This is a genomic window from Gluconobacter aidae, assembly GCF_009547075.1.
Lineage (GTDB): Bacteria > Pseudomonadota > Alphaproteobacteria > Acetobacterales > Acetobacteraceae > Gluconobacter > Gluconobacter aidae.
The window spans coordinates 1-10,363 of the sequence record NZ_WIPH01000053.1; the positions used below are offsets into that span (position 1 = coordinate 1).

A 10,363-nucleotide genomic window follows, 5' to 3' on the forward strand; every position below is an offset into this window, starting at 1 on the left:
ATGACGATAGAATCTTCTCCTTCCTTGTTCGACATTGCGCCTTCCCTGGCTATGGAAGGTGAAGATCGCACACCCCTCCTGCCAGTCCGCCATCCAAATCAGGACCTATTCATCTGTGACGTGCTCGATGCCATTCCCAAAGATGATATGGCGTCAATGGAGCATCCTGTTTTTTCGCTCTCGACCAAGCCTGACACTCGGATGCGACGCTATGAACACAATGGGAATATCATAGAGATCATCCCGTCTGGCAAAGGGCTGGCAACGATCCATGACAAGGATATCCTAATCTACTGCATCTCTCAGCTCGTTGCGAAAATGAATCACGGCGAACAACCAGGCCGAACACTCCGCCTTCAAGCTTATGACATGCTGGTCGCTACCAACCGTCAAACCAGCGGAGCAGGCTATAGACTACTGACCGACGCGTTGACGCGCTTGCGCGGAACAACCGTGCGAACCAACATTCAAACAGGCGGCATTGAAGAGACGCGAATTTTCGGTTTGATCGAAGAAGCTAGAATCACCCGTAAGACGTTTGATGGTCGAATGCTTGATCTCGAAATCACTCTGTCAGAGTGGGTCTATCGTTCAGTCATCAGCAAGAACGTCCTAACACTTCACCGAGACTATTTCCGACTTCGTAAACCATTCGAACGACGCATGTACGAGCTAGCCCGCAAACACTGCGGTATGAAAGATGAATGGAAGATCGGATTAGAGCTGCTGCAAAAAAAATGTGGCTCAAATAGCCCGCTTCGCGTCTTTCGATCCTTGGTTAAGAAAGTTTGTGCGCATGACACCAGCCATGCTCATTTTCCTGACTATGCCATCACAATGGCCGACGACATCATTCTATTTCGCAACCGTTTGAGCCTTAACACAAAGGCCGACGTTATTGTCCCCGTCAGGGATGCCCCCTACATTGATCCCGAAACCATGCATGACGCTAAAACTGTTGCGCCAGGATATGACATTTATGCTCTCCATGACGAATGGGTTTCATGGTGGCACGACATGGGGAAACCCGAGCTTAAAAGCCCTGCCGGTGCCTTTATTGGCTTTTGCAAAAAACGGCACGAACGCAGCCCAATACGCTGATTCCAACGCACGCTGGCAAGTGTACATGCGTGCATGCAAACATAACCTCAGGTACACCTACCTACTTGCCTACAGGACTTTCTCCCATCTTGCGTAGCCAGTCGTTAAACGCGTCGGCCATCGCGTCCTGTAAACTCATCCCATGCTTTCTGGCGGTCATATGCATGGCAAACGACATTTCCGGGCTAAAATAGCCCGTCATGGCTTTCTTTCCTTGACGGCTCGGCGCAACCGGCTTGCTGTCTGTGGCAGCAACCTTGCTTTCTGATGTGGCTACAGCCGACGATATTGCGGAAGCACGATCCCGCAACGACAGTAGAGACCCCTTCCGGCTCATGCACTAGCTCTCCGCTTTCTCGATGATTGCATGTTTACATGCTTGCATGTCCACTTGTAAAGCAGCCTTAGCTCATCAGACGCCTTGCCTTTTGGCTCTATTTCCATTGCAGTTTTCCCTTCCGCCGCCGCATGACGAAAAACTGCACGATCAGCGATAATATGTGGGCAGGCGTTTAGCCCGTAGCTTTCTACGAGCTGTGTGGCCTCCTCATACATACGCGGAGCGGTCGGACTTCCCGCTGTAAAAACGACGAAGGCTGGTTTGCCACGCATTTTTATAAGGCTGGCAGTAGTTTTGATCGCTGCCAGATCGAATGCACTCGGCCGACATGGAATTAACACTAAATCGGCGACTTCAACGGCAGCACTAGCCGCACTATCAGCGTGAGGCGGAGTATCAATCACGATGAACTCAGCGCCCTGACTCATTGCCTGTTCGATCTTAGCCGCGAGGCGCGGCGGAGCACTGTCAATCACAACCGGCGGAGCATCTTTACGCCATGCCGCCCATTGGCTCGCGGTTGCCTGTGGGTCCACATCAATCACCAATGCCGTATGGCCAGTATCCTCAGCAGCCGCAGCCAGATGCAAAGCCAGAGTGGTTTTTCCAGCCCCACCCTTCTGACTGATAATCGCTATTGTTGGCATGTGAACGTCCTTACATGACCGCATGTTTGCATGCAGTCATACGCGATAACCTACTAGACCGACAATAGAGAACGACAGAAAGCAACCCATATTCAACGGCCGATAAACTCACCTTTCCCTCTGCACAATGGCAGCAACAGTGTTCTTGCTGATTCCCAGATCACGGGCGATCCACCGATAACTCCGCTTTTCTGCCACCAGCGCCAGAACCTTCGGAGCCAGACGGTCAGACTTCGGCCGCTCTCCTTTCTGTCGGCCGAGAACCTTCCCGCGCGCCTTGGCAGCGGCCAGACCAGACTTCACCCGCTCGCTAATCAGATCCCGTTCGAACTCAGCGATCCCGGCCAGAACCGTCGCCAGCATCCGTCCGTGTGGCGTCGCCAGGTCGAACGTCATCCCCGTTATGGCGATCAGGGAAACACGATAGCTCTCCAGCTCCTGAAGCGTGGAAATGAGATCAATGGTTGAGCGCCCCCAGCGGGACAGCTCCGTCACCAGGATGGCATCAATTTCACGGGCCTGGGCCAGTGCCATGACCTTTCGACGCTCGGCCCGATCCACCCGGACGCCAGAACCGGTCTCCATGAAGATGCCAGACACTTCATAGCCCGCGCGTTCGGCAAACCGCTTCAGCTCATCTTTCTGGCGCACGCATGACTGATCAGCCGTGGAAACCCGGCAATAGATGACCGCGCGCTGTCCCATTTGAACCCTCCCGGAAAAACCACCATGCAGCCCTTGATACACCGTGGCTTCGGTCTGTCCCAATCTGACTATAGCCAAAACATGACAGTTGCGGCGTTTATCGTATTTGACCGGTTTGCCGCGGGATCTCCGCTCTGGAATGCAGGGCAGAGATCCCTTTTTCTTCCAGAGCATCCCGAAACCAGTCAGCATCATAACCCCAGTCCGCCAGCATCCGTATGGTCCGCACAAGACGCTCCAACTCTTCCTGCGGTTGTAGAGCGTCTTGTGCGGACCATACGGGCGCGCATACCATTACGGTTCACGAAAATGATTCCGCTCAGCACACGGCGGTCATCAACCACGAGGTTTACCGTGGCCCTTGAGAAAGAGCGGCCGCAAACGCTCCATCTGTTCATCCGCCAGCCCAAATAAGTCGGTCATCTTCAATCTCCCTGCGGAGATTGAAGCAAAATTCTCTACATTGAATTTTCGATAATATTATATTATATTGTAAAATCATGTCAGAAATATATAGGCAGGTTATACTATGATAGAATGTATTAAAAATATAAATATTAAAAACCTTTTTGGGAGTAAAAATATCAACTGGGATTTGAAAGATATTAATGTTCTTGTTGGAAAAAATGGGGCTGGAAAGTCTACTATTTTAAATATACTCAGGGAGATGTCCCATCAAGATGGCGCAGAACATATATGCAAAGCATCGTCGTCTAAAATCACATTTTCAGATGATTCATTTATTGAAGCCAAAGAGGAAATTATTAAACCGTCAGATTTAGACAGTTTTTTACATATAATTGAAGAAAATATGAGCGAAAAGCTCGATAAAACCCAATTAGAAAAAATTAAATCTCTCCGGAGTATATTATCTTTAAAAAATCCTGACAAAAAACCCCGCAGCATAACTGCAAAACTAGGGGGTGTGAAATTCCATAAAGGTAAAACCTTACATAAACAATCAGATATAAAAACACAATATGTATCAACAATAAATATGAATGCTAATTCCATAAATGAAATAAAAGGAAGCGATGGAGTCACAAAAACAATACTAGATATGGAGATTCAAAAAGAAATATTAATATTTAATGGAAAAAAAAATGACGAGCGCTATGCTTCCGTAGCTTCAAGATTATCCAGATCTATCAATTCATTTTTTAAAGAAGGTGGGAAATCTATAGAAATAAAAGATAAAATTTCTATAAAAAAATCAAAATCCTCTAAAATTTCACTGCAAAATCTCTCCTCTGGAGAGCGTCAAGTTATATTTATCTTTTTAAAGGTGGCTAATTCTTTTCTTGATGGATCAATCATCTTAATGGATGAGCCAGAAATATCTCTTCATTTAAGTTGGCAAGAGAAACTTATATCTGAAATTAGATACGTAAATCCAGAAAGTCAAATTATTATTGTAACACACAGTCCTGCGATAGTAATGAACGGGTGGATGGATAAATTTACAGATATTTCCGATATTGAAGTGAAAGATTAAAAAATGAAAAGCTTCACTGAATATCTAACTGACCCTAATTATATTTCAGCATATGACTTTGACGGGAAAGGTATCATATACATAGAAGATGAAAATGATAAACGCTTTTGGACAGAAGTTATAGACGATTTAGCTAAAAATAGATATACTTTTAAGATAGCGACAAATAAATCTTTAGGAAAAGGCTCAGATGAAATTAAAATTCGCGGTAAAGGAGCTTTAACAAAGCTGTACGATACTCTTAATAAAACAGTTATGGTCGCAGTAGATAGCGATTTTGACTATATATGCCCAGAAAATAGTGAATATGCAAAGAAATTATCTGAAAACAAATTTATAATACATACTTTTTCGTATAGCACTGAGAGTGTTATTTTTTGCGAAAAATCAATAAAGTTAATATCCAGTAAAATTAAATATGATCTTGAAGTTTCTTTTGATATCAATGAAGAAATAAAAAAAATATCAAATATTATTTTTGAATCTTTTTCAATGTTTGCCTATCTAAATAATAGAGGATCTTCCCTGGAAAGTTCTAAACAATATCATGAAATTTTTCACTTCTCCACCTCAAAAGAAATGTTTCTTGACGAAAATTATAATTTATGCTCACACATAATAAATGAATTAACAGTAAAATCAAATAAAAAGAAGGAAAAATATTTAAAATATATTGAAGATAATGGTCTTTTAGAAGAATATAATTCATATTTAGGGCATTTAAGTAGTTTAGGTTTACAAAAAGATAATGCATACCGTTTTATACGCGGCCATGATCTCGAAGAGAAAATAGTTATTCCGCTCCTAGAGTGCCTAAAACACAAAATACTAAACGATGAAATTTCATATGTAGATCAACAAACTCATAAAAACGATCAGATAAAAGAAGAAACAAAACGAAAAATACTTAATGTTTTTAACGAAAAAATGGATTTACCAACCATAATATATAATGATAATTCATTTAAAGAAGATTATATTTTCAACAAAATAAAAGAGAAGTTTTCTATCGCATTAAAACATGATTCCCAACTTCCATAATAAACGGTACTATTACATCATTCCCTGTTGTCGCGTTCTTGCGCAATGACAGGGAAGTCAAAGTGCAGACCAGTCTATATCATAGCACCACTGTACCTTTACCGCTCTTTTACTCTCAATAGAGCTCGTCACGGTTGGGCTTGCTGTTATGAACAACGGTTGTCCCACTTCCAGGGAACCGCCCGGCCCGCTTTTCTTCCCAGGTCAGACGCCGCGTCTTCTCTGGCTGTTCATTCTTCTTCTCTTCTGCCTGCTCAACGACCGGATCAGGCTGGATGATGGTTCTGGAGACCTCTTTCAAAACAGGCGCGGCTTTCACCTGAAGAGCCCGCCGGACCCGCTCCCGAAAGGCTGGTAGCGGAATATCGAACGCCGCCCCATATCGGTCTAAGAGCCAGAGCCGTATGGATTCATACGACCAGCGTTCCGCGATGAATGTCTGGATCTGCTCCACTTCCCGGATCAGAAGCACCCGGCAGGCATCACGCCCACGGGGAATGGGTAACCCTGTCTCACGATCGGCATTCACAACGACCATTGTTTCTTCCTCAGGCCTCTCCTGTTTTGAAAGCACAGGCTCTGTCCCGAAAGGTTCTTGTCCCACAAGCAACCGCTGTACGACCCGAGCCGCTGGAACAGTCTCATCAGACCGGAAGCGCACATAGCCCGGACGTGCCGGTGGTTTCCAGGAGTTTGCCTTCCGCCTGATCCGTCCCCAGTCTTTTTTTGCAAAGCCGTGCAGTTCAAAGACCTGCTGCCGCACCCCCTTGAACCCTGGCAGCCGCACCAGACGGGCCATGACAGCCTTGATGGCATCATCACTGCGTGTGGTCCGGATCGCAGCCTGGATCTCACCCTGCCATTCCTGCACACGCTCCCGGGTCATCCGCCAGGACCAGGTGGGCTTTGCTTTCAGGCTCGGCAGCTGAACCAATTCGAACTCCGTTCCCCAGGACAAGCGACCGTATTTGTCTGAAACCTGTCGGCGTTCATGCTCCCGCTGAAAGGCTGCGTTCTCTCCATCCGTAAAGAGTAACCACCACAGGAAGCGGGTCGTTCCCTGTTCAGGGTAGGCAAAGAAACGCACACCAGCTGCGCCCTTCTGCCGCTGACGACAGCGCTGCCAACGGGACAGTCCTATGTCATAGCGCTCGGCAAATTTCTCTTCGAGCGCCAGCAGTTTCTCTGCTGAGACAACCCCGGAGACATGCCAGGTATATCCACGGGCCACAGCACTCTGAATGGCCTGCATGACGGATGTCTTGTGCACCGGGATCTGCATCTCTCACCTTAACTCAATCCCGGAAACCGTAGTTTTCAGCGGCATTTTGGAAACTCATGGAAACGCTCGAATATGTACGATAAGGCATGATAACTCACGTTATCGCAACATCATATAAATTAGAAATCTCTGAGAAAAATGAGCTTCGCAACTTTATAATAGGAAGTTCCTCACGCGAATGAGGAAGAATGTGCCGCCCACACATCTGACTTGACCCTGGGCCAGAGAAATTTTCATACTGGAAAACGGATGGAGAGACGCCTCGCGAAAAAGACAATCTCCCCACCCTTAGCCTACAGACGACTACTCAGCGGGTGACTTCAGAGCGGCCCCAACCGCTTACCCCAAGGCTCAGGACATCCCCTAGTGTCCTGAGCCTCTACGCTCTCTCCTTGGCAAACATAGCAAACAGTCTGCCAGAACAGGCAGGAGAGAGAGAAAAAGCTCTCTGTCAGGGACGTTCGTGCCAGGGAACCGTGCGTTTCTCTCCGAGATCCTGAGGATCGACTTCGATACCGGCCTTAAGCATGGCCCGCATCAGCACCTCTTTCTGGGTTGTATCCCGAAGAGCGGCTGTCCGGCTCAACGCCCGGATGGTTGTCTCGGTGACTTTCACATTGAGATTGACGGTTTTCTGGCGCGGCTGCGGCATGGATATCTTCCTGGCAAGAGAGAGAAAAAATGCGAGGGAATGAATAGTTACATATTATAGTTGATAAACTTATAGTGTGTAAGTCGTCACGGTCCCTGCATGGACATGAAACGACTTGTCGGGAAGAATTTTGCCCGCCTGAGGCAGGAGAAGGGGCTGACCCAGGAGCAGGTGGAAGAACGCTCCGGGTTTAGTCAGCAGTATCTGAGCGGTCTGGAGCGCGGTTACCGCAACCCGACAGTCGTGACGCTGTATGAACTGGCGCAGGCGCTTGAAACGACGCCTGTCGAGTTCCTGAAGCCTGTTAGTATGGCCTGAGTGCACCGACTGACGCGCGGAGTGATTTCCGGGCGTACCTACATCACCCGATCTCCTCTGTTCTGGTCGAAATACAGCTTTACCGCGCCTGAGCGACATCGGTCTCCAGCAGCATTCGGACATAGCGTGTGTAAGGGATGCCCTTTGCCTTCGCCCTGGCTTTCACGGCGTCCAGCAGGGACGCTGGCAGGCGCATGTTGAGGGCATCTGCCTTGGGTTCGATCTCAAAGCGCATGGGTTTGAAACCGGACAGATCATATTGGGTCAGATCGGCGGTCGCGACGAAATCCTCGGCCGCTTCGTCACTGTGCAGCGAGGGCATGGACCTGTTTTTGCTGCTCATAGTGGTCGATATCCTTCAGACGGCTTCGATCGGGCCAGGATAAGCCTTTACCAGTGGATCATGGGTCAGCAGAAGCAATCCTTCCACCGTGGCCTGTGCCACGAGTATCCGGTCAAAAGGATCCCGATGCACATCTGGCAGGTGTCTCACGGCCAGAGCATGCTGGCTGGTGATCGGCAACTCCTCATAACCGTTTTCGATCAGACCGCGTCGCAGCAGATGAGGATCGACCTGGAAGTCTGCCCGTCCCAGCCCGGTCTTAATGGTGATCTCCCAGAGACTGGCCGCACTGAAGACCAGATCATTGCCCGGATCGTCCATCAATGCTCTCGCCCGTGCTGACAGCTTATCTGGCTCTCCGGCCGCCCAAAGCAGCAGATGGGTATCCAGAAGGAGCTTCATGCCGGACCGTTGAACAGAGACACAATGTCGTCCTGCCCCATGCGATCAAAATCCTCGGGCACCCGGATTTTTCCAGCAAGAAACCCCAGACGCCGTTGCTGTAACTCTTCAGGAGCCGTAATCGGGCTGACCCGCACCATCGGCCGGCCGGCTTTGGCAATGATGAAGCTTTCCCCTTTCATGGCCGCGTCAATCAGCCGGGACAGATGTGTCTTGGCTTCGTGGATGTTGACCGTGCGCATGGCGAAAGCCTCCTGAGTCTACCAAAAAAGACTTAGTCATATTAGTCTAGTCTATCAAGGCAAATGTCGCCAGGACCACCTCAGGAAACGAAAAAAGCACGCCCATCGCGTTATTCGCCTACCGTCATACCTTTTCGGATGCGACATTGGCGGTCAGGAATGCCGCATAGCCCTGTTCATCCATCTGACCTGCTGCCAGCGCGAGAACCGCATTCGCAGCATCTTCCTGGGCTGCCGTGAAACAATAGCCGTTCAGTTCCAGAAACAGCACACCGAGCACAAAGCCCGTGCGTTTGTTCCCATCGATGAAGGGATGGTTTTTGACGATACCCGCCGTATAGACGGCCGCCAAATGCACTGGATCCAGCGGATTCGCATAGGCCGCATGCTGCTGTGGCCGGGCAAGCGCGGATTTCAGAAGACCTGCATCCCGTACGCCGGAAGCGCCACCATGCAGCCCCAACAGCCGGTCATGCAGGATCAGGGCTTCGCGTTCGTCTATCCAGACGAAGACTGTCATTGCGCCAGAACATGCAGCGTATCACGGTAGCGCCGCATAATATCCTCAGCCTTTGTCATTTTGGTTTCGAAGTCAGGATCATAGGGTACGAGCCGATAGCCGCCGTCTGGTGCTTCGGTCAGATACAGGGGCGCACCGTCCTGGGTGTTCAGCCGTGAGATCACTTCCTTGGGCAGCACCACCCCGAGAGAGTTTCCGAATTTTCGCACTTTCAGCTCGACCATGGTGAATCCCCCTAATGTTATTACCAATGTAATAACTTTTTGCGGTTTCAGCAACCACCATGCTCACCGGCCTGTCTAGCTCACAGTGATCAGCAGTCTTTCCTTACGCGACGTTTCTGGGCCGACCGCTTTTCGTACCATTCTGACGTGCGGCTGCCGCCTTTGCGGGACTGGCGGACGATCCGCCCACACGTCCCATCTGTGCTGCCATCCAGCTTCGGGAACCGTAGATGAGACCTTCGACCAGAACATCAGCGTCAAGACGGGGCCAGTGAAGGCCTTTACCCAACGGTGTGATCTCGATTTTAGCCAGATCATTCAGGGAAGCGCCCTGCAAATCCTGTAACAGATCCAAACTTACCAGCCATCACACTTGATAATGCCTGTATGGCCTTCCTGTGGCGTCTGACGGGCATGTTGAAACACGTGAGTTGCTAAATGATCGAATGAACACCGATATGTCTTGAGCAGATTACGATCTTACCCTGTTTTTCTGGTGTTACAGGCGTCGGGCGAGCGCGGAGCGGGAGCCCCGTAGGGCGCCAGAGGCGCCGACGCGGGAAAGGGAGGTGCTGGTGAAGAGACGATGCATTGCATCGTTAGATCATGATTCCGCGCCGTAGGCGTGTCCATTTAGCGCAGGCCCAAAGGGCCGAGCAGGGGGATGCCGGGTGGGAGATCGCGCTATGCGCGATCAGGGCAGCTGTAGGCCGCGAGCCGGCGGGGGGCGGTATTTGGGTTTAATGTGGCTAGAAATTTTTAAGCGATAAAAAGTTATCCACAGCCTTAGAGTGTTTAATAGGTGTTTAAGTAGTGTTACGGTTTTTCAGAGTTAGGATAACATATTGAATAATAATGGTTTTATTAGACGATTTCGTCGTCTTGTGAATCCACTATGACGATAAACTGAATCCACTATGACGATAAACTGAATCCACTATGACGATAGCAAGCATGCGTAATTGAAATGACGATAAGTTCAAACTGAATCTAATATGACGATAATTAGCTTGCGTATGTGAAGTGACGATAGTAGCTATCTGTAATTGAA

Annotated in this window: 14 protein-coding genes and 2 pseudogenes; 4 read left to right on the forward strand and 12 right to left on the reverse strand. The window is 48.8% G+C overall.

The window, feature by feature from the left end; all coding sequences use genetic code 11:
- A complete protein-coding gene (locus tag GFJ39_RS12895; protein ID WP_153431764.1) occupies nucleotides 1-1,101 on the forward strand; it encodes a replication initiator protein A in 1,101 nt (366 codons plus the stop codon).
- A 61-nt stretch (nucleotides 1,102-1,162) separates the two neighbouring features.
- Here GFJ39_RS12895 and GFJ39_RS12900 read toward each other — a convergent pair whose 3' ends face one another.
- The 4 genes and pseudogenes from GFJ39_RS12900 to GFJ39_RS12915 all read right to left on the reverse strand — a co-directional run.
- Nucleotides 1,163-1,438: a ribbon-helix-helix domain-containing protein gene (locus GFJ39_RS12900; protein ID WP_153431766.1), complete on the reverse strand. Its 276-nt coding sequence runs from the start codon at nucleotides 1,436-1,438 to the stop codon at nucleotides 1,163-1,165.
- On the reverse strand, nucleotides 1,435-2,088 hold the full coding sequence (gene parA / locus GFJ39_RS12905) for a ParA family partition ATPase (protein WP_153431768.1): 654 nt from the start codon (nucleotides 2,086-2,088) through the stop codon (nucleotides 1,435-1,437). Before parA ends, GFJ39_RS12900 begins: the two co-directional genes overlap by 4 nt.
- A gap of 108 nt (nucleotides 2,089-2,196) precedes the next feature.
- Nucleotides 2,197-2,793, reverse strand: coding sequence for a recombinase family protein (locus GFJ39_RS12910; RefSeq protein ID WP_153431779.1), 597 nt, complete (start codon nucleotides 2,791-2,793; stop codon nucleotides 2,197-2,199).
- 90 nt (nucleotides 2,794-2,883) lie between these two features.
- A pseudogene (locus GFJ39_RS12915) lies at nucleotides 2,884-3,216 on the reverse strand (transposase); the annotation flags it as partial.
- Nucleotides 3,217-3,322: 106 nt separating this feature from the next.
- Between GFJ39_RS12915 and GFJ39_RS12920 the strand changes: the two are divergent.
- Both GFJ39_RS12920 and GFJ39_RS12925 read left to right on the forward strand, forming a co-directional pair.
- Nucleotides 3,323-4,288 (forward strand): AAA family ATPase, encoded by a 966-nt coding sequence (locus tag GFJ39_RS12920; RefSeq protein ID WP_153431770.1) that lies wholly within the window; start codon nucleotides 3,323-3,325, stop codon nucleotides 4,286-4,288.
- Nucleotides 4,289-4,291: 3 nt separating this feature from the next.
- Entirely contained in the window at nucleotides 4,292-5,329 is a 1,038-nt protein-coding gene (locus GFJ39_RS12925; protein WP_153431771.1) for a DUF4435 domain-containing protein, read from the forward strand.
- 115 nt (nucleotides 5,330-5,444) lie between these two features.
- Here the strand turns inward: GFJ39_RS12925 and GFJ39_RS12930 are convergent, their stop codons facing one another.
- Both GFJ39_RS12930 and GFJ39_RS12935 read right to left on the reverse strand, forming a co-directional pair.
- On the reverse strand, nucleotides 5,445-6,599 hold the full coding sequence (locus tag GFJ39_RS12930) for a hypothetical protein (RefSeq protein WP_194285382.1): 1,155 nt from the start codon (nucleotides 6,597-6,599) through the stop codon (nucleotides 5,445-5,447).
- A 463-nt stretch (nucleotides 6,600-7,062) separates the two neighbouring features.
- Entirely contained in the window at nucleotides 7,063-7,263 is a 201-nt protein-coding gene (locus GFJ39_RS12935) for a hypothetical protein (protein ID WP_062021114.1), read from the reverse strand.
- Nucleotides 7,264-7,368: 105 nt separating this feature from the next.
- Between GFJ39_RS12935 and GFJ39_RS12940 the strand changes: the two genes are divergently transcribed.
- A complete protein-coding gene (locus GFJ39_RS12940) occupies nucleotides 7,369-7,581 on the forward strand; it encodes a helix-turn-helix domain-containing protein (protein WP_456303575.1) in 213 nt (70 codons plus the stop codon).
- Between the two features lie 79 nt (nucleotides 7,582-7,660).
- On the opposite strand, the gene GFJ39_RS12945 is transcribed toward GFJ39_RS12940, so the two are convergent.
- From GFJ39_RS12945 to GFJ39_RS12970, 6 genes and pseudogenes are all read right to left on the reverse strand, one after another.
- Nucleotides 7,661-7,924 carry a BrnA antitoxin family protein gene (locus GFJ39_RS12945; protein WP_062021106.1) on the reverse strand — a complete coding sequence of 88 codons (264 nt, stop codon included), beginning with the start codon at nucleotides 7,922-7,924 and terminating at the stop codon, nucleotides 7,661-7,663.
- A gap of 15 nt (nucleotides 7,925-7,939) precedes the next feature.
- Complete coding sequence (locus GFJ39_RS12950; RefSeq protein WP_153431775.1) at nucleotides 7,940-8,326, reverse strand: type II toxin-antitoxin system VapC family toxin; 387 nt, start codon at nucleotides 8,324-8,326, stop codon at nucleotides 7,940-7,942.
- A complete protein-coding gene (locus tag GFJ39_RS12955; protein WP_153431776.1) occupies nucleotides 8,323-8,568 on the reverse strand; it encodes a type II toxin-antitoxin system Phd/YefM family antitoxin in 246 nt (81 codons plus the stop codon). Before GFJ39_RS12955 ends, GFJ39_RS12950 begins: the two co-directional genes overlap by 4 nt.
- A 124-nt stretch (nucleotides 8,569-8,692) precedes the next feature.
- The gene (locus tag GFJ39_RS12960) at nucleotides 8,693-9,088 is read right to left on the reverse strand and encodes a type II toxin-antitoxin system death-on-curing family toxin (protein WP_153431778.1); all 396 of its coding nucleotides are present in this window, start codon (nucleotides 9,086-9,088) and stop codon (nucleotides 8,693-8,695) included.
- The gene (locus GFJ39_RS12965) at nucleotides 9,085-9,312 is read right to left on the reverse strand and encodes an AbrB/MazE/SpoVT family DNA-binding domain-containing protein (RefSeq protein WP_019088712.1); all 228 of its coding nucleotides are present in this window, start codon (nucleotides 9,310-9,312) and stop codon (nucleotides 9,085-9,087) included. Before GFJ39_RS12965 ends, GFJ39_RS12960 begins: the two co-directional genes overlap by 4 nt.
- A gap of 103 nt (nucleotides 9,313-9,415) precedes the next feature.
- Nucleotides 9,416-9,673 (reverse strand): annotated as a pseudogene (locus GFJ39_RS12970) (DUF2442 domain-containing protein); the annotation flags it as partial.
- Nucleotides 9,674-10,363: the final 690 nt, after the last annotated feature.